Genomic DNA, 24,950 nt, shown 5'->3' with positions numbered 1-24,950 from the left:
CCCGCACATATGCGTCCCGCACCACGGTCATGGCCGCCCGGCAGACCGTGGACGCGATGTACGCCGCCCTGCCGCGTGCCTACCGCGATACCTTGCAGGCTGTCCCCTCGCCCGGGATCGACATCAACATGACGCAGCGTCTCGCCACAGCGGCGCCCGCTCGGGGCTGTCCGGCTTCGCAGCGCTCTTCAGGAACGTCCACCTCGTCGGGAGCACCAGCGGGATCGTGCGGTTCTTCGACGCGGGCCACCAGGTCGTCGCGGTGGGCCGCGCCCGCGGCGCCGCGCAGCAGCCGACAGCTCATCGACGCGCCGTCGTGCATGTGCTGACCGTGAGGACTGTTTCGCGCCGGGCCGCGTCCGCTGCGCGAGCCTCGCGCTCACGTATCCGCGCGGCGCCGATACCGGCCGAAACCCGGGAGGCGGGCCGGCGCGAGTGCAGACGGGAAGAGCCGCGGGGGCGACAGCGAGCAACTTGACGAGGGTGCGGGCGCCGGTGCGGCGCCACTTCGGGGGCAGGGGGTCCTCCCCCTCGCGCTGCACCCGGAATCCGCCCAACAGTTGGATGCTCAGCAGACGGTGCCCGCGCTGCCCCTCGGCAACGTATGGCTCAGCTGTCTCCTTCACGGGCGATGCTGTATCCAACACGCGTTGCCGGAGCACGGGCGCCTGTTGTCGTACTCCTCTCCTGGCCGTCTCTTCTCATGTCGGGAGAGGGAACCGGGCCCCCTCAGGGACGGCGCAGCGCCCGAGGCAGGACGAACCACAGGCCGGCGAACATGGCGACCGTAGCCGCAGTGATCACCACAGCCGCCGTGAGTCCGAGCACGACGTCCATGAGAAGCAAGGTGGCGCCGCTGAGCGCGAGTGCGAGAAAGACGAGGCCGACTTCGGTGAGCCGGGCCGACAGGGCCACGATGCGCACCTTTTCGCCTCGGTGGAACAGCGCCCGATGCAGCGCGACCGGGGTCGCGAGAATCGCGGACGACACCACGGCGAGCAGCAGCGTCGCCACATAGGTGTAGCGCTCCATGGCGTCGAGCGTGGGAAACCTGCTGGTGAAGGCCAGGCCGAGGAGAAACGCGAAGACGATCTGCACACCGGTCTGGATGACCCGCAGTTCCTGCAGGAGTTCGATCAGATTTCGGTCGGCCCGTTCTTCGGAGGTCTCCTGACGGCCCGGCTGCCGACTGTCGTCCCGCTCTGCGTCCACGCGCGACATCCTCCCTCCCGCCTCCGGGATCCAGGGGGGCAACGCACCGGACCACCGCATCGGCGCACGGCATGTGGGCGAGGCCGTTGCAAGGACGCCAAGGCCCACGACGGCGGGCCGTGCCCAGGGAATGAACAGGCTGAGCTCACCCGACATCGAGGCCCGATCCCGTGGCGGACCGGCTTGAAGCAGGCACACTGCTCCATCATTCGGCGGAGGGTCCTCCGGCAGGTGGCCGGATCCACCGCCGACGCGGGTCACAGCAGGTCTTCGATGGTGATGGGCAGCTTGCGGATGCGGCGCCCGGTGGCGTGGTGGATGGCGTTGGCGATCGCTGCGGCCGCGCCGACCTGTCCGACCTCCCCGACGCCCTTGACACCGAGCGGGTTGACGATCTTGTCTTCCACCTCGACGAGCTCGATCTCCACCTCGAGGGCGTCGGCGTTGCCCGGGACGAGGTAGTCGCCCAGGCCGGAGGCGACCCACCGGCCGCGGCTCGGGTCCATGTAGTTCGCTTCGAGGAGGGCTTGGCCCAGTCCCCAGAGCATCCCGCCCATGAGCTGGCTGCGGGTTGTTTTGGGATTGAGTACCCGGCCGGGGCGAAGGCGCCGACCATCCGCCGGACCCGGGCGAGCGCGAGGTCGGGGTCGACGGCCACCTCGGCGAACTGGGCGCCGAAGGTCATCATCCCGTAGTCGTGGGTCTGGGGTCCGGGAGACCAGGCGCCGACGGCTTCGACGTCGGGAAGGAAGTTGCGGTGGAGCAGGTCTCCGTAGCTCTCCCCGGTCTCCGGCTGATCGCGCAGCATCATGCGGCCGTCCTGCACGGTGACGGTGCTGGGATCGGCGCCCTGCAACGGTGATTGTGAAGCGGCGACGGCCTGGGCCACCAGCTGGTTGCGCAGGTGGGTGGCCGCGGTGTGGACCGCGGCGCTGATCATGCCGGATCCCGAGGAGCCGACCGCGGCCGCGATGGTGGGCAGAGCGGTGTCACCGCCCTCGAAACGGCAGCGTTGGGTGGCGGCCACGCCCTGCGTGGCGTCGTAGAGGGTGAGCCGGTCGCCCCGTGTCGGTGAGTATGGACTCGCCTGCAGCCCCCGCGTCCGTGAGCCGCCCGGGGTGCCAGGCGCCGAAGGTCCGTACGAGGTCGTCGCCACGGGAGAGCACCCACGCGGTGGCGACCTGTGCGACCGGTGCTTCGAGGTCCTCGGCGACCGGGCGCAAGACCTCGACGCGTACGAGGTCCCTGTCGACATCCTCCCGGGTGAAGCGCGGAAATCCGGGCTTCGTCCGGGTCCATCGGCCGGTCCATGGACCACCCACTGAGCAGGCCGCGGGAGCACAGCTTCTCAGTGGAGCCGATGGCGCACGCGGTTCCCTGGAATGTCAGTATCCGCCCACCTCGGACGACCGCAAACCGCACGCCTTGCCCTGCACCTCGTCGCGGATGTGCCTGTCCGTCGCACGACGGAACCGGCGGGAATCGGCATGATCAACCGCCGAGAGCGAGTAGGCGCGGTGACGAGCAGGGCTCAATGAGGCCGAGGCCACAGACGCACGGCGAAGCTGGTCCGGAGCCCGCGAACTCACCCCTCACACATCGTCGCCCTTGCCACTCCAGGCGGCATGAGCCCAGCTCTTCAGGGGGTTCCGTCGTGGTCGGGGTCCGGTTCGGGCCGGAGAACCGTTCCTCTCCGCTCGCCGGGACCCGTCACGCCGGGCTTTGGCGCGTCGTCCCGGGCATGGTCGCCGGAGATCACGCCTGGCACGGTCACAGCGGGCCCGGTGCCCTGGATCTCGGTCCAGCTCGGGGAGTGCAGTCCGGATGACAGCTGGGTGTAGGTGACCGCGGCGGGCCAGCGGGTCCCGGAGTCGAGGATCAAGCTGACCGCGCCCCGCAGCAGCAGTCCTTCGCCGCCGGGAGCGGTCAGCCGGGCTGTCCAGGGCCGGTCAGGGTCCGCCGCGCTGCGCTCTTGGGCGACGGTGACCTCGGCCCACACACGGACCAGGGTCCCGTCGCTGCGCTCCACCGTTGCCAGCCCCTCGTAGGGGTTCATACCCCCAGTCTGCGCCGACTCCGGGCTGTCGCGCAGCGAGGGGAACCCGCCGACAGCACCCACCAGCCATGGCGGCTCGCAGGGCGGCCTTCCCTCGGGGCCCGTCCGGGGAAATCCGGCGCTGTCCCGGGTGGCGTGCGGGGCGTAGTGGGCGTATGCGTGGAGTGCATGCGGTGGCCCGGTACGGGATGGTGCACGGGGCGCGCGAATCGCCACCCGAGCTGCCGCGCACAGGTCGGACGGGAGGAAAGGTGCGGTGTGATGCCGGCAGGATCCAGTCGTAAGCGGGAGCGGCAGTACGAGCACATCAAGGAGAGTGCCGAGAAGCGCGGTGTCTCCGAGGAGCGTGCGAAGGAAATCGCCGCGCGCACCGTCAACAAGGAGCGGGCCCGCTCGGGAGAGGCGAAAACGGCGAGCAGGGCATCCCTGCGCGATCCGAAATCCGCCTCACAGCGTGGCGGCGAACGGTCCCATCGCGGAGCGCAGGGCCCCACCAAGGACCAGCTCTACGAAGAGGCGAAGAAGAAGAACGTCGAGGGCCGCTCGACGATGAACAAACAGGAGCTGCGCGAGGCACTCGGCCGCTGACAGCCCCTCGTGCGGGGGCGAGGAGACGAATCCTGATGACGCCTGCACGTCACGTCACTCCGGTGTGCGGTACACCGTGCTGGGTCAACCTCATGACCCGCGATCTGCGCGCCACGCAGGACTTCTACACGACCGTTCTGGGATGGGAGTTTCGCCCGGGCAGCCTGGGAACGGGTTTCTCGATCGCCTCTGTTCAGGGCCGACCGGTGGCCGGACTGGCTGAGGTGGCGCCCGGCCTGCCGGTGGCCGGGGCGTGGACCCCGTACTTCGCCGTGGAGGACGCGGATGTCACCGCAGCCCGGGCCCGTGAGCGCGGCGGCACCATCGCCGTCGGCCCGGTGCGCTTCGGCCTGGGCCGGGGCGTGATGGCAGCAGACCGCGACGGAGCCGTCTTCGGCTTCTGGGAAGGCCGCACCCTGCCCTGGTCGGCCGGCCGCGGCAACGCACCGGCCTTTCTCGAGCTGCGCACCCGTGACGCGTTCGACGCCGCCATCTTCTACGCCGAGATCTTCGACTGGGCCTCCGGCGAACCCGGCGGCTGCGAGGTCACCTACGCCTACGAGCAGGACACCGTCACCGTCCGCCAGGGCAAGAACACTGTGGCCACCCTGCGCGGAGGCGGCGTCGGGGAATCTCCCGACCCCCGCGTGCGGCCGCGCTGGCACGTGCACTTCCAGGTCGACGACGTGGAATCAGCCATCGTCGCAGCACGCGCGACCGGAGGAACCGCAACCCCCGTGGCCCCCTCGCCCGGCGGCGGGACCGAATCCGTCATCAGCGACCCCGGCGGCGCCCTTTTCACCGTGTGCACCAGATCGGTACTCGCCGGGCCGATGACCACAGCCGACCAAGAACCGGTGTGACCGATACCGGGAGACCGGCGATGGCGGCGCCGCACAGCCGGGATGGAGATCGCCGCAACCGGTGATACGGTCCCGCGGCCGCCGTCCTCACAGAATCGGCGGTCCCGGTGTCCGGGGCCACCGAGGTGAGCAGTCGTCTCGCTCCGGTCGGCCTGGCGCGGCAATCACCTCGCCAGAGGTCCGGTCGGAAAGGTACAGCCGGTCGCCGTGCCACCACGGAGACTCCACCGGACCGTTTCCGGCGAGCAAGGATGATCGCCGAGACGGTCTCATCACGGGCGACGATCTCCCCGGCTGAGGGTCGTCCCGTAATCCCTGGCAGAACGGCGCTGGGCCCGGCTGGAGCGCACCTCCCCCGCGACCTGGTCCACTTCTTGCCGGGGCACGACGACGCAGAGGTCCAGTCGACCGCCGACGCGCAGGCAACGGCATCGTCGACGCGGCTTTCTTCTCGGGCGACGTACTCAACATCATGTCTTCCACGCCTTGAGCAGGGCGGACGCGACACAGTGAGCGAAACTCTCCGCCCCGGAAGAACTACGCCTCCGGTGACCGAGCACGGTGAAGCGGCCCCACCTCGTCCTTCGCGTCAGGCGAACGCTCTCACTTCCCAGCTGTCTTCACCTCACAGTGGTGACCATGCTGAACCGAGTAGCCGTCCTTTCCGACATTCATGGAGTCCTGCCCGCGCTCGAGGCCGTGCTGGCCGAACCGGAGGTGAGCGCCGCTGATCACATCGTGCTCACCGGCGACATCACCGCAGGTCCCCAACCGACCCAGGTCCTGGACCTGTTGACCAGCCTCGGCGACCGGGTCATCTGGATCAGTGGCAACGCCGACCGCGAGCTTCTGGAGTACCGCCGCGGGCAGCGCGACTCGATCCCTGATCCGATCGCCCCTTGGGCTGCCGAACAGCTGCGCGAGGACCACCTCGCCCTCCTCGGCCGGCTGCCGCGATCACTCTCCCTGTCCGTGCACGGCCTGGGCAAGGTGCTGTTCTGCCACGCCACCCCCCGGAACGACGAAGAGGTGGTCCTGGTCGACTCGCGCCTCGATCGCTGGAAGGAAGTGTTCAGTGGGCTCGACACCGACATCCGCACCGTCGTCTGCGGCCATATCCACATGCCATTCGTCCGCCTGGCCCACGGCCGACTGGTGATCAACCCCGGGAGCGTGGGCATGCCCTACGGACGGAGCGGAGCCCACTGGGCCATCCTGGGCCCTGGCATCGACCTGCGCGTCACCGACTTCGACATCGAGGCCGCCGTCACCCAGGTCAGCCAGGACTCCTCGTACCCCGAAATCGCGGAGTGGGCCGACTATTTTCTGCACGCGCGCGCAACCGACGCAGACGTTCTCGAAGCCTTCGGCCCGCGGGACGGACGCGAGCACGCAGGGTGACCGTCTCCTCCGTCTGCGACAGCAGGCGGCACAGCACCGACTACACCATCAACGATGACCTGCCCGTCTGCATCCCCGTCGGCGCACCGCCCTGATCCACTGCTCGGCGCCGGCCCGTCGGCAGAGGGGCACTCCCCCATCCAGCTCAACATGGCGCCCCGATCTGTGGCGTTCTATGGTCGAAATTGACTACCGGAGCGGAGCGCAGCGTCCGTGACGGTGGGTGCGATCGGTGAAGCGTCCCAGGAGCTGGACCCGCACATACAGGGCCGTCGGCGGGACGGGGACCGTCGCCGGTGCGACGGCTCGGGAAAGTCAGCCGGGAGGAACCACGATGAGCACGTTCACCACTGCTGACGGGACAGAGATCTTCTACAAGGACTGGGGCAGTGGGCAGCCGGTCGTGTTCAGCCACGGCTGGCCTCTCAACGCCGACGCATGGGATGGCCAGCTCCGCCTGGTCGCGGAAAACGGCTACCGGGCCATCGCCCACGACCGGCGCGGGCACGGCCGCTCGGGCCAGCCGTGGAACGGTAACCACATGGACACCTACGCCGACAACCTTGCGCAGCTGATCGACACCCTCGACCTGCGCGACGCCGTCCTGGTCGGCCACTCCACCGGCGGCGGAGAGGTGGCCCGCTACATCGGCCGCCACGGCACCGGCCGCGTCGCCAGGGCTGTGCTGCTGGGTGCGGTGCCTCCACTGATGCTCAAGACCGAGACCAACCCGAAGGGCCTGCCGATGGAGGCGTTCGACGCCATTCGCGAGGGTGTCACCGGCGACCGCTCCCAGTTCTACTGGGAGCTCGCGGATCCCTTCTACGGCTTCAACCGGCCAGGGGCCACCGGCTCGGACGGGATGCGCCGGGCCTTTTGGATGTGGAGCATGCAGGTCGGCCTCAAGGGCGCGTACGACTGCATCGAGCAATTCTCGGAGCAGGACTTCACCGAGGACCTCAAGCGCTTCGACGTTCCGACGCTGATCGTGCACGGTGACGACGACCAGATCGTGCCCTTCGTCGCCTCGGCGCCCAAGTCCGCCGAACTCATCAAGGACTCGACCCTCATAGTCCACTCCGGCGCCCCGCACGGCCTGGTCGGCGAGCATGAGAAGGCCTTCAACGCGGAACTGCTGGACTTCCTCAAGGGCTGACCGCCACCCACCTCCGGCCGGGCGACGCGTCCGCGCCTCACGAACGATTGTTCCGCCACCGTCCAGAACCAGCCGCGAGGGGAGCCTTGGTATGAACGACCCCGGATACGCCGGCGAGACGACCGCACTGCTTGTCGTTGACCCGTACAACGACTTCTTGTCCGAGGGCGGGAAGTTGTGGCCGCGAACAAGGGCAGTTGCCGAGCAGGTCGGCCTCCTCGACCACATGCGTCAGGTCCTGGCGGCCGCCCGTGCCTCCCGTATGCGCGTCTTGTTCGTGCCCCACCGACGGACTTCCCCAGGCGATTACGACACGTGGGCGTATCTGTCCCCCTCGCAGGGCGCAGCGCGCAAAGAACAGGTCTTCGCCGCGGGTACGTGGGGCGGAGAGTTCCACCCGGACTTCCAGCCGCGCGAGGGAGAACTTCGCGTGCACGAACACTGGTCCGCCAGTGGCTTCGCCAACACCGACCTGGACTTCCTGCTGAAGCAGCATCATGTCTCAAGGATCGTGCTGATCGGCATGCGGGCGAACACCTGCATCGACACCACTGCGCGATTCGCCCAGGAGCTCGGCTATCACGTCACGCTGATCAAGGACGCCATCGCCGCGTTCCGCCCTGAGGAGATGCAAGCGACGTTCGAGCTCAACGCTCCGACCTATGCCCACGCCATCCTCACCGCGGACGAGTTCACCTCAGGGCTGACCCAAGCGGCAACCAGCCCCTGAGCGGATTCATTCACGGGTTGTGAAGTCGGTTGTGTTTGGGAGGTGCCCAGGTCCGCGGGCGGGTGATGTTCACCAAGTCTTGGTCCTGGCTCGCTGGATGAGATGTTGTTCCCATCCATCGCAGACGTGGCGGTGCTGTGGACGCGAACGACGAGGCGAAAAGCGTTGGGGCCCGGAGCACGGCCGCAACGGAAGCATGTCCTGATTGAGGGAGCAGGTCGAACCGGATGCCTACCTGCGGTCTCCCGTCAACGTACCCACTGCGGGACAGCGGGTGGTCCCCTGTCCGCGGGTCCGCAGGTTCCCGGACGCTTCATGCAAACGACGGACGTTCGCCGAGCCGATGCCAGGGCTGCCCCGGCGGCACAGCAGGTGGACAGAGCGGTTGCGTTCGACGCTGGCCGCAGTCGGCCTCGCCCTCGCTGGCCGGGCCGACGGCCGGTGGATCGGCTACCTGTTCGTGAGGTCTCCACCCTGGCCACGTCGCCGGCGAACCCGTACCCGCTCTGGCATCCGCGCGTGATCTCGCCTCATACTCTGTCATGCGGAGATCCCAGGTGGCGTGTAGTGACGCAAGTAGTCGCGCAACCGCGGTTCGAGCCGTGACAGGTCATCGCCGTTGACCGCATGCCAGAGACGGTTCTCGATCCAGAACCGATAGGCGAACTCACCAGCTGCGCTTCGGCCGCCACGGCAGTGCTGGGGCCGGTGGACGCGGGTTCCACCTCGCTGGTGTCGAGTTCGAAGTAGGCGGTACCGCACCCGCATGTGCAGCGCGCTCGCACGTTGAGGTACGGAACCTGCCTTCGGAGCGCGACATGAACCGGATCGTCCGCGTGCAGGACCAGTGCAAGCACATCGGCTACGTCGGCAGGCAGGCCCTCGGTCATCCCCTCACCGTATCTGACCAGCGACCTTCGGTTCTGACCATGCCGGGCCGCCCCGTAACAAGGTGCCTGGGTCCGCCGCCTGGAAGTCAGTAGCCGTCGCCATAGCCACCATGACAGGGTCCCTCTCCCACGGCGGATAGGGACCGACCCGGATGACCAAGGAAGAAGCCATTCAACTGCTGCGGAGACTCGAACGAGAGCCCGCGTTGGGTCGGCACGTCGGATCGGACCCGACGAACTGCAACCCATCGTCCACTGCGCCGTCATGCTCGACAGATGGGACGACGACTGGGACGTCTCGCTTGAGACGCTCAGGGCAGATGCCGTCCAGACAGCGCAGGACCTCCTGAGGAACTGTGCCGGACGGATTGACGACTCGTCCCATGTCGCACACCAGCGATGAGGCCTTCGATGTCTGATCAAGCAGGGCGAACCGTCACGGAAGTTTCACCGAACCCCAGTCTTGAAGTCACCAGGGTCCTTGCCAGGGCAGTATCGGGATGCTCCTGCCGCGGCCGGGCGGCGGTGACTGTCCTCCGCTGTTCATCCGCGGCGTCGTACGTCCGGGCAGCCGACCTCCGGGGACGCGCCATACGGTTCGATGGCGGTCCTCACACCGCTGACGCTGCCGGACAGACACAGTTGGCCGCCCATCACCCGCAGGTCGACGATGAACTGCACGGTCTCGCCGGAGCGTTGCGGGCCGTGGATCCGCTCGTCGATGTAGCCGAGACCACGCAGGGCCTCCCGGACGCGCGACGGCGTCGGGCCGGGCATGCGGTTGAGGGCCTTGGTGATGCGGCGGGCGTGAAGGGGTGCCTCGCACCTCTCGACGGAGTCCAGCTCGACTTCCCCCTTGGCGGTTTCATCGGTCCGGGGCTCACCCGTGGGCGGCGGTTCAGCCGGGAGGGAGAGCTCGGGCAAGGGCGCGGTGGGCGGCGCTGTTGGAGCCGGCTCCACAGGCGGCGCCTGGCTCGGAAGGTCCGCCTGACACGGTTCGGCGACGGAGATGAGGAGTTCCATGAACGCGAGGAACTCGGAGTCGCCGGGCTCGGCGGCACCGGGCTCGGCGGCACCACGGCCGAGCTCGATACGGTCCCCGCCGCCCGCTCGCTCGGCACCACAGGAGGTAAGGGCGAGTGCGCACAGCGCCGCCAGTGCCGCGCCGCGCCAGACGTGGGACCGCCGGCGCGTACACCCCATGCGGGCGCCCCTCGTGGAAATTTGTGTCATGGCTGCAGTGTGGGGTTCGAGCGGTGGACCTCGCATGAGTACCAGTACTCAGCACCAAGGCCGGGAAATGGACGCCGGGCAGGATTCCCCGCTCGGCCGCAGAAAGAACCACCCGGTACGACAGCGGCTCCTGACACCAGGCCTCGTCGGCTGCGGAACACGTCGCCGCGAGTGCTGAGGCAGGCCCGACGCCGGCCGCCTGGGCCCGGTGGGCAACGTGGTTGGCCACGGGCGCCGTGGCTCAGCGGTAGGCGTACACCAACGGGCGGGCGGCACCCGGACCCGGCCTGTTGAAGGCAGCAGGATGGGCGACCACGGCTGCTTGATCACGCCGTCGGCCGGTAACGATGACTCAGCCCACGCTCATGCCACAGGTCAGGTTCACCACTGATCCCGACATGGCGGCGGCGCCGTCCGAGGCAAGGATTGCCGCGGTGCGAGCCACGTCGCTCAGGCTGGGCAGGCGCTTGAGCAGTGTCATGTCTTCAAGGAAGGCACGGAATTCGGCATCGGGCATGGCCAGGTCCGGCGCGACGGACGTCTCGGCGATGCCCTGGGGCCGCAAACAGACGCCCCTCACGCCGTCAGGTCCCACGTTCGGCCGCGAGTGTCCGGCTGAGCGCCTCGACGCTCGCGCAGGCGACCGCGAATCCACCGGTCCCCGCGATGGCCAGCGTGGCCGGCGACGCGGAGAGCGTGAGATTGGCGCCCGACCCCCGCTGGACCATGTGTCGTCCGGTGATGCGCGAGGTGAGGAATTGCGACGACGCCCAGGCCGTGATCGGGGACATGAAGTCGGCAAGGGAAAGTTCGAGCAGCGCAACGCGCTGTACCGCCTGGATACCGATCACGTTCAGCACCACGTGCGGCGCCCCGCCCGACCGGCCCCCTCCGCGAGGTAGTAGCCCTCGACGTCGGACTCGTTGGTCGCGTCGACCTGCGCGGCCTGAGCGGCACCCCCTTGGCAACAATCTCTCGCTGGACGTCCTGCACGGACGTTGACGTACGACCGCTGAGGAAAACTGTCGCGCCTTCCGCGGCGAACTGACGCACGCCGGCACTACCCACCGCGCCACCAGCGCCGAAGACCACAGCAACCTTGCCGTTGCGGCACCGGCCGACACGACCCTGCTCGCCGCGGCGGCGCCAGGACGCCTCCGAGCCACCCGTTCCCGCGTCACGCAACGTCACTGATCCATTACCAGTCCGGACTCAGCGGCTGTCGTGACCCGGTGCGGCTCGACATCGCCGCGTCGGGCGCATCGCGGCACACTGAGAACAGCAGATGGGGATCAGCGCCTCACCTGCGGGATCACCGAGAGTCGGGGCGGTCACCCGTCGGATGGGTGATTGCCCCGACGGCGACGGAGGTGCCTTGGCCGTGAGAGGCGACGCACTCATGATCATCGATGGTTCCGGCGTGATCATGGAGTGGAGCCACGAGGCCGAGTCCTTGCTGGGCCTGCCTGCGTCCGAGGTACTGGGCTCTCCCGCAACGGGACTCTTCACGGTCAGCAAGGGTGGTATCGGCGGGGAAGAGGTACGGCTGAGCAGCCGGGACGGCCCCATGGCAACGTGTGAGTTGTGGGTGCGGCCGGTGATGAGAGACGGCGCTGTGGCCTGGGAAATCGGGCGACAGCCGACGGAACCCGCGGGCGCGGCCAGTGCAAGCAGCATCAGTGCCGGTGAGATCGAGACCCTCTTCAACCAGTCACCCATCGGCTTGCACATCCTCGACCCCGAGCTCCGGGTCGTGCGCATCAATACGGCCACACTGGCCATGCACGGAGTAACGGCCGAAAGCGTACTGGGCCGGCCACTCACGGAGGCGTACCCCTTCGCGGACCCTGCGGCCGAGGAAGCCGTGGCCCGCCGAGTACTGGAGCAAGGCCTGCCGGTGCTCGACCGCTTGGTGCGCGTTCGTTTTGATGCTGATCACGGCGGGAGACGAGTGTTCTCGGTATCCGCCTTCCGGCTTCGGAACGACCAAGGTACGGTCCTCGGGCTTGCGATCTTCACCGTCGATGTCACCGCCCGGGAGCGGGCGCACACACACGCCTCTGTCCTCGCCGATGTTCGCGAATGCGTCGGCCGAACCCTCGATGTGGTTGCCACCTGCCAGGAGGCAGCGGATGTCCTGGTGCCCGGGTACGCCGACATTCTCGTGGTCGAGGTGGTGGACGACGTCGTACGGGGTGAGGACCCCCCACTCGGTCCGCTCAGCCGGGATGTGCCCCTACGGCGTGCCGCCTTCCGCAGCCGTGCCGCGGAGCCTGTGCATCCGCTCGGCGATGTACGCAACGTTCCGTACGGGACCCCCTTCGGACGGGCTCTGTCCGATCTGCGCCCCCGGCTCCTGGAACTGACTGCCGAGAGTGCGTGGTTGGCTGCGGACCCGGCACGGGCCGAGGCCATCCGCGCGGCGGGAGCGCATTCGCTCATCACGGCACCGTTGACGCTCCGCGGCACGGTGCTGGGGCTGATGAGCCTGTACCGCTGCGGGCAGACCGAACCATTCGGCGAGGACGACGTCGACCTCGCCCTCGCACTGGCCGCCCACACCGCGCTGTGCGTCGACAATGCCCGCCGCTTCACCCGCGAGCGGAGCATCGCCGCCACAACCCAGCGCCGACTCCTGCCCCAGAGCCCCTCTCCGCAAACAGGCCTCGACACAGCATGGCTCCACCTCCCCGCAGACCGGGGCGCGAGCTGGTTCGACGCCATCGCCCTTCCTGGCGCCCGCACGGCTCTGGTCACCGGCCATGCGTCCGGGAACGGAATCTCCGCCGCCACCACCATGGGGCAACTGCGCACCGCCATCCACGCGCTGGCCGCACTCGACCTGGAACCCGACGAACTCCTCGCCCGACTGCACGACACGACCGACCGTCTCGCCGAGGAACGCGCGGCGCTCCCGTCCGCCGATCCGCTCCACAAGGAGACGCTCACGGCAGGCTGCGTCTACGGGGTCTACGACCCCCTCACCCGCATCTGCACCATCGCCCGTGCGGGTCACCCCGCACCGATCGTCGTCCATCCCGACGGCACGACCCGCGTCTGCGATGTCCCGACAGGCCCCCCGCTGGGATGCACCCAGAACATGCCCAGGGCTTCCGCGAGCCTCGAACTCGCCGAGGGCAGCACCCTCGCCTTCTACACGTCAGCCCTGCTCCCGGAGGCGGAGACGGAGACGGAGACAGATCCTGGCCTGCTCCGGAGCGTCCTGGGCCGATCCGACCGCTCTTTGCAGTCCCTCTGCGACGACGTCGTCTACGCACTGGGGAACGAGCGCCCACGAGGCGACGCCGCGCTTCTCCTGGCACGAACCTCCGACATCGCCTCCGGCCACGTGGCCACCTGGCAACTCACCCACGACGCGACAGCCGCCGGCGAAGCCCGGGCGCTTGTCCGGCGCCAACTGGCCCAATGGAACCTGGACGAGGAAACGGCCTTCACCGCGGAGCTGATCGTCAGTGAACTGGCCACCAATGCCCTGCGCTACGGATCCCCTCCCCTGCAACTGCGCCTCATCCTGGAGCGCACACTCACCTGCGAGATGACGGACGCCGGCGACTCCGCACCCCATCTACGGCACGCCCGGGTCGTGGACGAAAGCGGTCGAGGGCTGTTCATCGTCTCCCAACTCGCCCACCACTGGGGCACCCGCTACAGCCAGAACGGCAAGACCATCTGGACCGAACAGAACCGCTCGCCCGATTGAAGGCTGATGAACCGCAGGTCCGCCATCGTCCGATCCGGGCATGGCGAGGCTGCAGGACGAAGCTCCGCGTCCCGGTCGGAACGAGGCGCGACTGCCAACGGGATGACGCACTGCCAGCAGAAGGGGACACCCGCTCGTCGATCATCGGCGAAACCCGGACGGCTCGTGCCGGCGAATCTGCTCGGGCGGTCCCCTATCTGTAGCGATCAGGCAGGGCCCTTCGCCTATCGCCGGGGTGCAGGTGCCACCGCGTCGAGTGCGATCCGGACAGGGCGCAGCACGACTTCACCGGCCTTCGAGCCATGCCGACCCTGCACCCCGCAGACGGAACCGGAGCAGTGCGGTACAGGCCGATTCAGGCTCTTCCGGGCGATGGCTTTCGCACGGTTGTCCGTCGTGCGCGTGGCACAAATCGTTGATCGGCCTGGCCGCGCATTCTGCATGGAGGCGGATGCGTGCAGGAGTGCGCGGCCGACCGGCCCCGGTCAGCGGTGCGGCCGCTGCCGCGCACGCCTCGACATGACCAGGAGCGACCAGGAGGCCCTCGTGAGACGGCACGTCGACCGCAGTCGTGCACAGCCCCGATGCATGGCGCCCTCCTGTGTGCCAACCGGCACAGGATGCCGATCTTTCCCCAGGCGGCCCCGCGTCACGGACGTCTCGGCGGGTCCGGGGCGACCGAGGGGAAGAGGAGCTGGATCCGTCGTGCGGGGGCTGGGCATCGACTTCGTTCCAGCGCCCGCAGGCGCCGGTCACACGCCAAGGGCCGGCGCCACGCGTCACCGGGCTGCTGCCGCGACAGAAGCGACGGAAGCCCGAGCCCTGCTGGTCGACCTCCCACACGGACATTCACCGCTGTTTGAGGCGCACCCCTGGAGCAGCAGCGATGTCACCGATGCGGCCGTTGCTGCGCCGTTCTTGTCGTCCAGGTCGGCGGTCGACCGGCCGGGGGCCGGAGACAAGGGAGGGCGGAGGGCGTGCGGTTTTACGCCCACTCGGGGTTGCGGCCACTGGCCGCGAGGGCGCGGTCGAAGGCGGGGCCGTCGGCCGACGCTTCGAGGGCCGGGCCGTAAGAACCATTGGCGCGGGCCTGTTCGGCCAGCTGCTCGACGACAGTCAAGGTGACCTCAGCGGTCTCCTCGCTGACGGTGAAGGTGCGGCCGATCGCTCGGCTCAGGTCCCAGCCGTGCAGAGCGAGTTCCTGCAGAGTGATCGCCGCAGCGAACTGGGCGGGCATCTCGCCGGGGCCGAAGGCGGTCATGCCTTCGTACGCGGCGGGTTCGGCCCAGGCCGCGGCTGCCTTGAGGGCGAGATCGGCGACGGTCGCGGGCTCGGCGGCCGTGGTCTCGGGAGTCTGCGGCTGCTTGCGGGCGGCGCGCTCTGAGCCGGCCAGCACTCCGGCGAGGTGGCCGAGAAGCTCGGCAACGGTGAACTTCTCGCAGGGGGTGCGTGTTTCGAGCTGGTCGGGGTGTACGGCGCGGGCCACACCGGCAAAGGCGGTGGCGAGTTCGTCGAGTGGGGCATTCATGGCGGGCTCCTGGTCCTTGGTCTCGTACGGGCAGGTCAGACGGTGAAGAAGGGAGTGGGCTTGCCGGTTTCGATGAAGTCCTTGAGTCGGGTCATCAGCTGACCCCAGGTGTCACTGATCATCGGCAGCTCGGATTCGCCCTCCGTGAAGCCGGAGTGCGAGAAGGCCACGCGGGTACCGACGCCGTCGGGGCCCGTGGTCAGTTCCCAGGTGATGGTGGTGCCGGCCCAGTGCGGAGGGAAAGCGCCGATGTTCACCCAGACGACGCTGTCCTCGTCGGCCTTCTCGCGGCGGAGCTGGAAGGGCTCGGGTACGCCGGGGAAGTTGAAGAACAGGACCTCGTCCTTGCGGTTCACATCGTTGGTCCACCAGCCGGTGAGGCCGTCGTGGGTGTTGAGCGCCTCGAGTACGCGGCCGCGATCGGCGGCGATGTCGGTCTGGAAGTTGATCTCGGCCATGAAGAGCTCCTGAAGGGTGATGCGTCCGTCGTACGGCGGAAGCGATCTATTTGAGTTCACACTAAAATAAGCCCTCCCCGGATAGCAAACTGAAGCGTCGACTAAAATTCGGAACATGGACGCGGTACAGGTCATCGCCGAGCCCAGACGGCGCGAGATTCTGCGGCTGATCTGGGACGACGAGCTGCCCGCCGGGGACATCGCAGCCCGCTTCGAGGTCACCTTCGGCGCGGTCTCCCAGCATCTGAAAGTGCTGCGGGACGCCGGCCTGGTTACCCTGCGGAAGGACGGGACCAAAAGGTTCTACCGGGCGGACCGCGAGGCCCTGGGCCCGCTCGCCGACTATCTCCAGGCGATGTGGGGCGCCAAGCTCGACGCCCTGGCCGTCCTCGCCGAAGCGGCCGAACGGAACGAGAACACACCATGAACACCCCCACGGACACGGTCACGCTCGAGCGGCACATCGCCGCCCGCCCGGAGACCGTCTTCGGCTTCTTCACCGACCGCGAGAAGTGGCTGTCCTGGATGGGCGCCGACGGCACGTTCTCCTTCGAGCCGGGCGGCGCCTACCGCACGCGGGTCACCGGGGAGAACGTCGCCTCCGGTCGTTTCCTCTCGGTCGACCCACCCAACCGGCTTGTCTTCACCTGGGGTTGGGAGGAGGGCGGCATGCCCGTGGCGCCCGGGTCCAGCACGGTGGAGATCACCCTCGAACCCACTCCGGACGGCACCTTGCTGCGGCTGGTCCACAGTGGCCTGCCCACCCCGGAGTCGTGCGCCGCGCACGAGGAAGGCTGGAAGCACTACGTCGAGCGGCTCGCCGTACGCGCGGAGGGCGGCGACCCCGGCGCCGACAGCTGGATGCAGTAACCCTCGGGCTCGAGGGCGATGAAGGGCGTATCCGGCCAGCGGCTCGCGGTTTCCGGGCCGCGCAGCGTCCGAGCAGCTGACCTCAGTCACGGCGGGCAGGCGAGAGGCACCCGTCCCTGAGAGGTTCGCCGCCCGACTACTGGACTTCATGGATCTGGCCAGCGGCATCGCTCGCAGCGTGGGATGGCTTCCGGCGAGGACCTGGACGGGTGGCAGGCCGACCCGGGGCGGTGCCGTCCGGTCGTACCGGCGGATCGGTGTGCCGGCACGATGGGCCACGGTTCAGCCCGCGCCGTCGGGACCGCCCGACGGACGGCAGGCCACCAGTCCCGCCGCTGCAACTCAACAAAGTCAGGGGCGGCTTCGGCCGCCCCTGACGATTCGTGGCGCGGCGGTCTGCAACCGAACACCGAGGCGACCTGCTGCAGGCAGAAATCTGGCGTTGGCTCAAGCGTGGTCAACCAGTTGTGCGTGGCCTTTCTGGCGTGCGCAGTGGGCGCAGCAGAAGAACTGGCCGTTTGTCTGGAGGCCATGCCCCAGGATCCGACATTGACAGTTCTCGCAGGACGGAGCGAGCCGTTGGGCGGCGCACTCAAAGCTGTCGAAGATGTGAACAACCCCTGCCGCACGCACCTCGAATGCCTTCTCGTAGTCATTGCTACAGACTTCACATACCGCCATGGCCGCTTGCTCCTCGCGCTGTGTCGGGCATCTCTCCTGGACGTTACGAGGCTGTGCCCGGCCTCACCCCAACGCAAGGCGACCAGCGGCATGGGCCTGCGTGATCACCCGCCTGGACGCGGTTCACGTACGACGGCACAGCACCGTCTCCTGCCGGCTTGGGAAAGGGTCACATCGGTGGCGCTCCAGTGGGCCAGGTCCCTGAACGCGTGTCCGACATGGTCTTCCCGGGTCATGGGCTGCTCCGTTGTTTTTCGGCGAGTACCACTCGACGCGCCCTTGGGTACCCCCGTTCCCACCCCCGCGAACCCACCGCCAGGACTCACTCCCGATCACCACAGCTCACTTCAGCTCAGTAAACCGACAGCAGTCCGCAACCCCTGCGAGGCACCGCCACAGTTCTGACCGCCCAATCGGAGACGCACGTCACACTCTCCTTCCTGTCACACTCCGCCCGGCCGTCTTGTCAATGGTGCGTAAACGTCAACACGGCACAGGAGAACGAATGAAGGACATCCTTGTCATCGGTGGAGGATTCGCCGGCGTGTGGAGCGCGGCAGGAGCCGTGCGAGCCACGCGTGAGGCAGGTGAGGAGGTGCGGGTGACTCTGGTCAGCGGTGGTGACGATCTGGTCGTGCGTCCCCGTCTCTACGAAGAGGATCCGGAGAGCAAGCGGGTGCCTCTGGACCGTGTTCTCGGACCCATCGGCGTGCGCCGGGTCACGGCGACTGTGACCGGTATCGACACCGGGGCCCGTACTGTGCGGGCCGTCGGGCGAGCAGGCGAGATGCTGACCCTGTCGTACGACAAGCTCGTGCTGGCCGCCGGCAGTCGGCTGGTGCGCCCCGACTTCCCGGGCGCACAGAACATCTTCGACATCGACACCCTGCCCGCGGCGGCCGCGTTCGACCATCACCTGCGGCGGCTGCCCCAGCGGGCGCCGTCCCTGGGCCGATGCACGGCCGTCGTGGTGGGCGCCGGCTTCACCGGCCTGGAGATAGCCACCGGCCTGGGCGAACGGCTGTGGGCGATCGCCCACGCGCACGGCGCGGGCGAGGAGGTGCGGGTCGTCCTGGTCGACCGCGCCGACGTCATCGGACCGGAGTTGGGCCCCGGACCCCGCCCGCACATCGACGGTGCGGTCGACGAACTGAAGATGGAGCGACGCCTGGGACGCACCGTGGCATCGGCCACCCCCGAGCATGTCACTCTCTCGGACGGTGAGGTGATCCCCACAGCCACCGTCGTGTGGACGGCCGGAATGGTCGCCAGTTCTCTGACAGCACAGATCCCGGGAGAACGCGACCGGCTGGGACGGTTGAGCGTGGACGCCTATCTGCGAGTGACGGGAGTCCCTGACGTCTACGCCGCCGGCGACACCGCCGTCGCCCTCGCGGAGGAAGGGCACTACACGACGCAGAGCTGCCAGCACGCCCAGCCGATGGGGAAATTCGCCGGACACAACGTGGCCGCCGACCTCCTGGGAACCGATCCGCTGCCCTTCACCCCCGATCCCTACAGCACCTGCCTGGATCTCGGTCCGGCCGGCGCCGTCGTCACACAGGGCTGGGACCGCACGGTCATGATGACCGGCAAGGACGCCAAGGCCCGAAAGCGGAACATCAATACGCTGTGGATCTACCCGCCGGTCGACGACCCCGAGCAGATCCTCGCCCAGGCAGGCCGCTTCTCCAACCTCTGACAGCGCAGGCGGCCGCGCATCCCGCCCGCCGATCCTGCGAGATCAATGCCGGTGGCGCGCATGAACGGCACCGCGGACAGGCATCGCACTCGCATGGCCGGTGCGGCGCCTGTCTCGTCATCGCGGCGCGGCCCGGCATCCAGCGCGCCGGCTACGCCGCAGGGGGGCCAGGCCGGTCAGCTGCTTCGACGACGTCGAGCACCGTGATCGACGCGGGTGACCGAGTCAGGACGTAGCCGCCCACCTTTCGCTGCAATGAATGCACGAGCCCGGCGCGCGAGACGGCTGGGGGCTGCTCGACAAGAAAGGCGGGCGAGAAGCCGCGCGGTTGCGCCGGCCGCGCGGCCTGGGTGAAGTTAGCGCCACCAAGGCATATATCGGACATCGTCATCGACGAAAGGACCATGCAATGAAGTTCGCAGTCATCGGCGGAACCGGGCTGATCGGGTCGCTGGTCGTGAAGAACCTGAACGCGGCCGGCCACCAGGCCGTCCCGCATTCCCTGTCCACAGGCGTGGACATCATCACCGGCCAGGGCCTGGATGATGCCGTGGCGGACGCCGACACCGTCATCAACCTGACGAATTCCCCGACCTTCGACGACGCTTCGCCTGCCTTCTTCCAAACGTCGATGGACAACCTCCTCGCCGCGAGTGAGAAGGGCCGCGTCGGGCACTTCGTCATCCTCTCCATCGTCGGCATGGATCAGGTGCCCGACCTGGACTACTACCGGGCGAAGGTGCTCCAGGAAGACATCCTCAAGGCCGGCCCTCTCCCGTACTCTATCGTCCGCGCCACGCAGTTCATGGAGTTCATCGACGCGGTCATGTCCGAGACCGCCGAAGGCGAGACCGTCCGCCTGCCGCGTACGCCACTCCAGCCGATCGCCGCCGCGGATGTCGCCCGCGTCGTCGCCGAAGTCGCCGCCGGCACCCCGCTCAACGGCGTACTTCACATCGCAGGCCCCGACGTCTATCCCCTCGACGAACTCGGCCGGCTCACCCTCACGGCCAAGGGCGACCGGCGCTCCGTCGTCACCGATGACACCGCCGGCATGTTCGCCGCGGTCCACGGCGATGTCCTCACCGCCCGGAACGACGCCCGCATCGCCCCCACCCATTACACCGACTGGCTCTCCTGAACCAGCCACAACCCTCAGTGGTCGGCCGTGTTGACCTCCCGTCCGACGACTCCACCACGTCCGGGCCGACGCCGACGTGCACCCGGGCATCGCGGGCTTCCAGGACATCGCCCACGACGTCGACTTGAAGTCCGCGGTGCTCGCGGCGCGCGACGATCGAGGCCGCACTCGAGCGCCGCGAGGCCCGCGGCTGCCACAACCGGTCCGACCACCCGGAGCTCGCCCCATCGCTGCAGGTCAACCTGGTGTGGTCGGGTCCGCGGCTGGTGGAACGGGAGGCCATCCCGCCGATCCCCGACGGCATCGCGGCGCTCATGCGTAAGGTCTCGACCATCGGCAAACTCGTCGAGTAGCAAGGGTTTCGAACAATGCCGTCGAAGAAAGATCCAGCGGAAGACGCCGAGAACCTTCAGGAAGCAGAGGCGGTGTTCCGCGGTGCACGCGGTCGCATGTTTGGGATCGCCTACCGAATGCTGGGCAGCGTCAGCGACGCAGAAGACATCCTCCAGGAGGTCTGGATCCGCTGGCAGACCTTCGACCGGTCCACGGTGCAGAACGCGCAGGCGTTTCTCACGACGACCACGACAAGGATCGCGATCAACGTCCTGCAATCCGCGAGGGTCCGCCGTGAGACCTATGTCGGCCCTTGGCTGCCGGAGCCGGTCGACACCAGCAGTGACCCGGCACTGGGCGCGGAGCGCGGGGAGGCTCTGGAGGTTGCGGTGCTGATGCTGCTGGAGAAACTCACTCCCACGCAACGGGCGGCGTACGTGCTTCGGGAGGCGTTCGACTACCCGTATGAGCAGATCGCGGAGATCATCGGTCAGACGCATGAGAACGTGCGCCAGCTGGTGAGCCGGGCGCGCAAGCATCTGGCCGCGGGAAAACGTGCAAGTGTCGCGGCCCCCGAGCACCAGCGGTTCCTGACCGCATTCGTGGCGGCCGCACAGACAGGGAATGTGACCGCACTGGAAGAGCTGTTCGCGAAGGACGTCGTCTCGTATTCGGACGGCGGGGGCGCCGTCCGGGCGTCGAAGTTCCCGGTCGTGGGCCCTCACCGAGTGGCGAAATATATCCACGCGTTCGCCGAGAACTTCTGGTCCGGTGTCTCGGTGGAGCCGGTCGAGACCAATGGCCGGGCTGCGGTGCGTCTGTACCGTGACGGGAGCGTGTTCGCCGTTGTCACGGTGAGCGTCACCGCAGACGGTATCGACCGAGTGCTGTGGATGATGAACCCGTCGAAACTCACTGCCATGGCCGCCTGAGCATTCAATCCCGCACCGGGCGTACATCGCGACCGTGTCCTCGGTACGGACCGTGCTCCCCCGGTGACCCAGTACCCCCACCCGGGCGCCCTGGGCCAGGAGTTCGAAGCCAGAGTCGAGGACTGGGAGAGAGCGACATTCCGCGACCCCGACGACCCTGAGGGGTACGAACCCCGTTACTCCTGGGACCTTTCGACAGCCCCGGGCTGGAAACTCGGTGGTCATGAGCCCTGGAACTACCAGGGCTACCACGGGCCGGTGCGGTAGGTGCGGCAGCGGGATGCGCTTCGTGGCGGCCCTCACCAGCAACGAATGGGACGGAGGCACGGAAAGCCGGGCCCCCGTCGGCTTCCTCGCGTAAGGCGAGACGCTCGGCTGAAGCGTCAGGCGGCGACAGACGTCGTACTCGGGAGTCGAGAAACCACACGCATCTTCGCCTGCCCCCTCTCCACGGACCACCCGGTCATCAGCGACCTGATGTAACCGAGCAGTGCCCGACCTGCTCACTGCTCACTCAAGCCGCGGCCGCCTCGGGGCGCTCGACCAGCCGACCGCGTTCGAAGCGGGCCCCGGCGCGAACGAGGGCGACACGGTGGGGTGCGTTCCCGGCCCGCCAGCAGGCCTGGGCCGACTCGATGAGCTTGAGGACCATGGCCAGTGCGGCGCCGAGGCTGCCGGCGGAGCGCGCCGTCGCCGACAGCCGGGACCGGGGCTCGCATGCCCGGGCGGGCGCAGTCCCGCAGCAGGCCCGCCCACACCTCGGACGACTCGCGGTAGCCGTCAAGCCTTCAGGGCCTGCCGCAGGTCGGTTGATCCGTGATTTTCCCCAGGGTTGCTCAGATTCCTCATGTGATTGACGGCTCAACAAGGTTGAGGTCGCCCTGAGGTTTCTCGCCCGCTGTGGGGGGTTTCCGCAGCCCCGAACCACCGCTGCATGGCCGCCCGGAGCGCATCCAGGTCTGCTGAGTCCGGGCGGGATGACGTCGATGCCCATGCCACGTAGCAGTCGGGACGAAGCAGCAGGGCGGTGGCTGCAGACGCGGTCGGCTGGGGCTGTGCGGTGACGATGTCCACGTGGTCGTGCCACTCGGACAGCGCCCCGGCAACCGATGCGTCTTCGGTCAGGTCGAGCAGCAATGGCCGCGCGGTTCTGGTCAGTTCCGTCAGCTGGACCACCCCGGTTGGGGTGTGCAGTTCCATGTCCGGTGCGAGCCGTCCGACCAGGGGGTACGTGTGGTGGCAGCCCATGTCGTAACGGATGTCGGTGCCGGCGGTGAGGTCGGCAAGGTGCTGGACGGTGTTCCGGTGGCCGAGCAGTTCGTTGAACAGCTCGCGCAGCGCGGTGACGTCACTGCCGGGCGCGGTCAGCGCGGCCTGCGCCTGGGCGTACATGACCATCCGGTGAGCGGCTTGCCGGCGTTCGGTCTCGTAACTGTCGAGCAGTCCGGGTGGGGCGCTGCCACGGATCTCGGCGGCGAGTTTCCAGCCGAGGTTGATCGCATCCTGCAGGCCGAGGTTGAGCCCGGGCCCGCCCCCTGAGGTGTACACATGGGCGGCATCGCCGACCAGGAACACCCGGCGGTCCCGGAACTGTTCGGCCACTCGGGTGTTCCCGCCGCTCAGCCGGCGCAGCACGTGTGGTCCCTCGCCGGTCGGCGGGCCGAGCGGCAGGTCGGCGCCGAGCACGCGGCGGATGCTCGCCCGCAGCTCGTCAAGGCTCATGGGAGCCTCTGTCCGGGGCTGGTCCCACTCCGTGGTGCTGACCAGCGGCGGGTGGCCGGGGAACGGCGCGTACGAGAACCCTCCGTGCTCGGTGCGGTGGGGCAGGAACGGCAGGATCGTCCCGTAGCCGGGCACGTTCAACGCGCCGGTCTCGGGATCCACCCACTCCGCGGGGACCGTGGCGTGTGCTGTCCGGTTGGTCCGCCGGTCGTAGGTGATGCCGGGAAAACCTATGCCGGACAGCTTGCGCGTGATGCTGTGTGCTCCGTCCGCGCCGACGACGTAACGGGCCCGCAGCCGGTAGGCCCGGTCCATGTCCGCGACGTCCAGGGTGACCTCGTCGTCCTGCGACAGGCCGACGAGCTTGTGTCCCCGCCGGATTTCGACGCCCAGTTCAGTGGCTCGCTCCTCCAGGACCTGCACGATGCGGTGCTGCGGCGCCGGCAGGCCGTAGACCGGGCTGTCCTCCAGCAGGCTCAGGTTCAGGCCCATCGCGGCGAACATGAAGTACGCAGAGTTCGGCTGCGGCGGCCCCGGGGTACCGCTCAGGCGCTCGTACAGGCCCCTGCGGTCGATCATCCTCACGACCTGGCCGAGCAGCCCGTTCGCTTTCGGCTCCGTGCTCGGCGCGGGAAGACTCTCCAAAATGACTGGCTGTGCCCCGGCCAAGGCCAGTTCACAAGCAAGCATCAGCCCGTTCGGGCCGCCTCCGACGATGACGACATCCTTGATCACGAACGTGTCCCCCTTTTGCGTGGACGAAGAAGAGCAGGACGGATCGGCCAGACAGCAGCCCGGCAGGATCGGTTACACGGTTTTGCTAGGGAATATGAAGGCCTGTGGCGATCCGGTCGAAGACCTCGCGCAACACCGGAACGAGCGGGGCGGGCGGATCCGTACGCAGGGAGTGCTCCACGGCCACGGCACTGCCCGCGCCGACCATCGCGGCAACCAGTTTCGGGTACACGTCACGGGCCACGTCGGTACCGGTGCGCTCGGCGATCGCCTTGGCCAGTTCCTCTTCCGCGGCCGCGTTCGCCTTGACGACCTCCCCCTGCAGCGCCGGTTCGGCCAGCATGAGCCGGAGCCCGTCCCTCCAGCGCTGGTCGTGGGACGACCTTGCGCCTGAATCGTCTCCCTGCGCGAACTGGGCCTGTACGACGTGAACGATCGAGTCCCACAAGGGCTCGGCGACTGGCCGTGTGCGTAGCTCGTCGGCGATCCGCAGCATGCGCTCCAGATGGCTGGCTGCGATCGCCTCGGCCTTACCGGAGAAGTAGTTACGGAAGGTGCGCACAGACACATTCGCCGCGGCGGCGATGTCCTCGACTGTCACGTTGTCCCACCCGCGCTGTACACACAGACGGATCGTGGCCTGGCTCAGCGCGACGCGGGTCTCCCGCTTCTTGCGCTCCCGCAGCCCGATGCGAGCGTCGTCTCCCTGTGTCATGTCAGCCACCGTAGCAAAACTTACCGAAATGGCAATGTTTCATTCGCGGCAAAATTATCCACTGCCTGTTGGCGGACGAGACAGGCTCTTCCCGGCCCGCCAGACAAGACCACACAGAGGTGAGTGAGGGGATCAACTGAGCAGGTCTGGGCAACCGCTGCGCACCCGGTGGGAAAATTCAAAGAGCGCCAACACGCACAAGAGCCGACGGTGATGGCGTCGCGCGACTCTATGCGCGCGGCTCCCCGCAGCGGCCGCTGACGACCTTCGTCGCCGGCTCCCC

Annotated in this window: 24 protein-coding genes and 3 pseudogenes; 13 read left to right on the top strand and 14 right to left on the bottom strand. The window is 68.3% G+C overall.

The window, feature by feature from the left end:
* Nucleotides 1-79: 79 nt before the first annotated feature.
* From OG395_RS45680 to OG395_RS45660, 5 genes and pseudogenes are all read right to left on the bottom strand, one after another.
* Nucleotides 80-322, bottom strand: a complete 243-nt coding sequence (locus OG395_RS45680; RefSeq protein ID WP_327248181.1) for a hypothetical protein — start codon at nucleotides 320-322, stop codon at nucleotides 80-82.
* A gap of 407 nt (nucleotides 323-729) precedes the next feature.
* On the bottom strand, nucleotides 730-1,212 hold the full coding sequence (locus OG395_RS45675; protein ID WP_327248180.1) for a DUF6328 family protein: 483 nt from the start codon (nucleotides 1,210-1,212) through the stop codon (nucleotides 730-732).
* A 257-nt stretch (nucleotides 1,213-1,469) separates the two neighbouring features.
* Nucleotides 1,470-1,760: a hypothetical protein gene (locus tag OG395_RS45670; protein ID WP_327248179.1), complete on the bottom strand. Its 291-nt coding sequence runs from the start codon at nucleotides 1,758-1,760 to the stop codon at nucleotides 1,470-1,472.
* A 116-nt stretch (nucleotides 1,761-1,876) separates the two neighbouring features.
* A pseudogene (locus OG395_RS45665) lies at nucleotides 1,877-2,467 on the bottom strand (molybdopterin cofactor-binding domain-containing protein); the annotation flags it as partial.
* A gap of 384 nt (nucleotides 2,468-2,851) precedes the next feature.
* The gene (locus OG395_RS45660; protein WP_327248178.1) at nucleotides 2,852-3,268 is read right to left on the bottom strand and encodes a hypothetical protein; all 417 of its coding nucleotides are present in this window, start codon (nucleotides 3,266-3,268) and stop codon (nucleotides 2,852-2,854) included.
* Nucleotides 3,269-3,529: 261 nt separating this feature from the next.
* On the opposite strand from OG395_RS45660, the gene OG395_RS45655 reads away from it, so the two are divergent.
* The 5 genes from OG395_RS45655 (at nucleotide 3,530) to OG395_RS45635 (ending at nucleotide 8,006) form a co-directional block, all read left to right on the top strand.
* Nucleotides 3,530-3,856: a plasmid stabilization protein gene (locus OG395_RS45655; RefSeq protein ID WP_327248177.1), complete on the top strand. Its 327-nt coding sequence runs from the start codon at nucleotides 3,530-3,532 to the stop codon at nucleotides 3,854-3,856.
* Nucleotides 3,857-3,891: 35 nt separating this feature from the next.
* Entirely contained in the window at nucleotides 3,892-4,719 is an 828-nt protein-coding gene (locus tag OG395_RS45650; protein ID WP_327248176.1) for a VOC family protein, read from the top strand.
* 639 nt (nucleotides 4,720-5,358) lie between these two features.
* Nucleotides 5,359-6,120 carry a metallophosphoesterase family protein gene (locus tag OG395_RS45645; protein ID WP_327248175.1) on the top strand — a complete coding sequence of 254 codons (762 nt, stop codon included), beginning with the start codon at nucleotides 5,359-5,361 and terminating at the stop codon, nucleotides 6,118-6,120.
* Nucleotides 6,121-6,454: 334 nt separating this feature from the next.
* Nucleotides 6,455-7,276 (top strand): alpha/beta fold hydrolase, encoded by an 822-nt coding sequence (locus tag OG395_RS45640; protein WP_327248174.1) that lies wholly within the window; start codon nucleotides 6,455-6,457, stop codon nucleotides 7,274-7,276.
* Nucleotides 7,277-7,367: 91 nt separating this feature from the next.
* Complete coding sequence (locus tag OG395_RS45635; RefSeq protein WP_327248173.1) at nucleotides 7,368-8,006, top strand: isochorismatase family cysteine hydrolase; 639 nt, start codon at nucleotides 7,368-7,370, stop codon at nucleotides 8,004-8,006.
* 1,433 nt (nucleotides 8,007-9,439) lie between these two features.
* On the opposite strand, the gene OG395_RS45630 is transcribed toward OG395_RS45635, so the two are convergent.
* From OG395_RS45630 to OG395_RS45620, 3 genes are all read right to left on the bottom strand, one after another.
* A complete protein-coding gene (locus OG395_RS45630) occupies nucleotides 9,440-10,099 on the bottom strand; it encodes a hypothetical protein (protein ID WP_327248172.1) in 660 nt (219 codons plus the stop codon).
* A 382-nt stretch (nucleotides 10,100-10,481) separates the two neighbouring features.
* Nucleotides 10,482-10,694 (bottom strand): SDR family oxidoreductase, encoded by a 213-nt coding sequence (locus tag OG395_RS45625; protein ID WP_327248171.1) that lies wholly within the window; start codon nucleotides 10,692-10,694, stop codon nucleotides 10,482-10,484.
* Nucleotides 10,695-10,713: 19 nt separating this feature from the next.
* On the bottom strand, nucleotides 10,714-10,992 hold the full coding sequence (locus tag OG395_RS45620) for an SDR family oxidoreductase (RefSeq protein ID WP_327248170.1): 279 nt from the start codon (nucleotides 10,990-10,992) through the stop codon (nucleotides 10,714-10,716).
* Nucleotides 10,993-11,510: 518 nt separating this feature from the next.
* On the opposite strand from OG395_RS45620, the gene OG395_RS45615 reads away from it, so the two are divergent.
* On the top strand, nucleotides 11,511-13,850 hold the full coding sequence (locus OG395_RS45615; RefSeq protein WP_327248169.1) for a SpoIIE family protein phosphatase: 2,340 nt from the start codon (nucleotides 11,511-11,513) through the stop codon (nucleotides 13,848-13,850).
* 985 nt (nucleotides 13,851-14,835) lie between these two features.
* Here the strand turns inward: OG395_RS45615 and OG395_RS45610 are convergent.
* On the bottom strand, nucleotides 14,836-15,378 hold the full coding sequence (locus OG395_RS45610; protein ID WP_327248168.1) for a TIGR03086 family metal-binding protein: 543 nt from the start codon (nucleotides 15,376-15,378) through the stop codon (nucleotides 14,836-14,838).
* A gap of 35 nt (nucleotides 15,379-15,413) precedes the next feature.
* A complete protein-coding gene (locus tag OG395_RS45605; RefSeq protein ID WP_327248167.1) occupies nucleotides 15,414-15,836 on the bottom strand; it encodes an SRPBCC family protein in 423 nt (140 codons plus the stop codon).
* Nucleotides 15,837-15,951: 115 nt separating this feature from the next.
* On the opposite strand from OG395_RS45605, the gene OG395_RS45600 reads away from it, so the two are divergent.
* From OG395_RS45600 to OG395_RS45585, 3 genes are all read left to right on the top strand, one after another.
* Nucleotides 15,952-16,263 (top strand): ArsR/SmtB family transcription factor, encoded by a 312-nt coding sequence (locus tag OG395_RS45600; RefSeq protein WP_327248166.1) that lies wholly within the window; start codon nucleotides 15,952-15,954, stop codon nucleotides 16,261-16,263.
* The gene (locus OG395_RS45595; RefSeq protein ID WP_266989396.1) at nucleotides 16,260-16,706 is read left to right on the top strand and encodes an SRPBCC family protein; all 447 of its coding nucleotides are present in this window, start codon (nucleotides 16,260-16,262) and stop codon (nucleotides 16,704-16,706) included. Before OG395_RS45600 ends, OG395_RS45595 begins: the two co-directional genes overlap by 4 nt.
* A gap of 1,186 nt (nucleotides 16,707-17,892) precedes the next feature.
* Nucleotides 17,893-19,089, top strand: a complete 1,197-nt coding sequence (locus OG395_RS45585) for an NAD(P)/FAD-dependent oxidoreductase (protein WP_327248165.1) — start codon at nucleotides 17,893-17,895, stop codon at nucleotides 19,087-19,089.
* Between the two features lie 151 nt (nucleotides 19,090-19,240).
* Here the strand turns inward: OG395_RS45585 and OG395_RS45580 are convergent, their stop codons facing one another.
* Nucleotides 19,241-19,474, bottom strand: a complete 234-nt coding sequence (locus OG395_RS45580) for an Rrf2 family transcriptional regulator (RefSeq protein ID WP_327249670.1) — start codon at nucleotides 19,472-19,474, stop codon at nucleotides 19,241-19,243.
* 24 nt (nucleotides 19,475-19,498) lie between these two features.
* Here OG395_RS45580 and OG395_RS45575 point away from each other — a divergent pair, with 24 nt between their 5' ends.
* The 4 genes and pseudogenes from OG395_RS45575 to OG395_RS45560 all read left to right on the top strand — a co-directional run bounded on the left by OG395_RS45575 (nucleotide 19,499) and on the right by OG395_RS45560 (nucleotide 21,762).
* Nucleotides 19,499-20,230 (top strand): SDR family oxidoreductase, encoded by a 732-nt coding sequence (locus OG395_RS45575; RefSeq protein ID WP_327248164.1) that lies wholly within the window; start codon nucleotides 19,499-19,501, stop codon nucleotides 20,228-20,230.
* A 76-nt stretch (nucleotides 20,231-20,306) separates the two neighbouring features.
* Nucleotides 20,307-20,583: pseudogene (locus OG395_RS45570) on the top strand (succinate dehydrogenase); the annotation flags it as partial.
* 15 nt (nucleotides 20,584-20,598) lie between these two features.
* Nucleotides 20,599-21,495: an RNA polymerase sigma-70 factor gene (locus OG395_RS45565; RefSeq protein ID WP_327248163.1), complete on the top strand. Its 897-nt coding sequence runs from the start codon at nucleotides 20,599-20,601 to the stop codon at nucleotides 21,493-21,495.
* 63 nt (nucleotides 21,496-21,558) lie between these two features.
* The gene (locus OG395_RS45560) at nucleotides 21,559-21,762 is read left to right on the top strand and encodes a hypothetical protein (RefSeq protein WP_327248162.1); all 204 of its coding nucleotides are present in this window, start codon (nucleotides 21,559-21,561) and stop codon (nucleotides 21,760-21,762) included.
* A 247-nt stretch (nucleotides 21,763-22,009) separates the two neighbouring features.
* On the opposite strand, the pseudogene OG395_RS45555 reads toward OG395_RS45560, so the two are convergent.
* The 3 genes and pseudogenes from OG395_RS45555 to OG395_RS45545 all read right to left on the bottom strand — a co-directional run.
* Nucleotides 22,010-22,171 (bottom strand): annotated as a pseudogene (locus tag OG395_RS45555) (IS256 family transposase); the annotation flags it as partial.
* A gap of 185 nt (nucleotides 22,172-22,356) precedes the next feature.
* Nucleotides 22,357-23,952 carry an FAD-dependent monooxygenase gene (locus tag OG395_RS45550; RefSeq protein ID WP_327248161.1) on the bottom strand — a complete coding sequence of 532 codons (1,596 nt, stop codon included), beginning with the start codon at nucleotides 23,950-23,952 and terminating at the stop codon, nucleotides 22,357-22,359.
* 85 nt (nucleotides 23,953-24,037) lie between these two features.
* Entirely contained in the window at nucleotides 24,038-24,667 is a 630-nt protein-coding gene (locus OG395_RS45545; RefSeq protein WP_327248160.1) for a TetR/AcrR family transcriptional regulator, read from the bottom strand.
* Nucleotides 24,668-24,950: the final 283 nt, after the last annotated feature.

The sequence above is a fragment of the Streptomyces sp. NBC_01320 genome (genome assembly GCF_035974375.1).
GTDB lineage: Bacteria > Actinomycetota > Actinomycetes > Streptomycetales > Streptomycetaceae > Streptomyces > Streptomyces yanii.
This window is presented reverse-complemented; position numbering and strand designations above follow the sequence as displayed.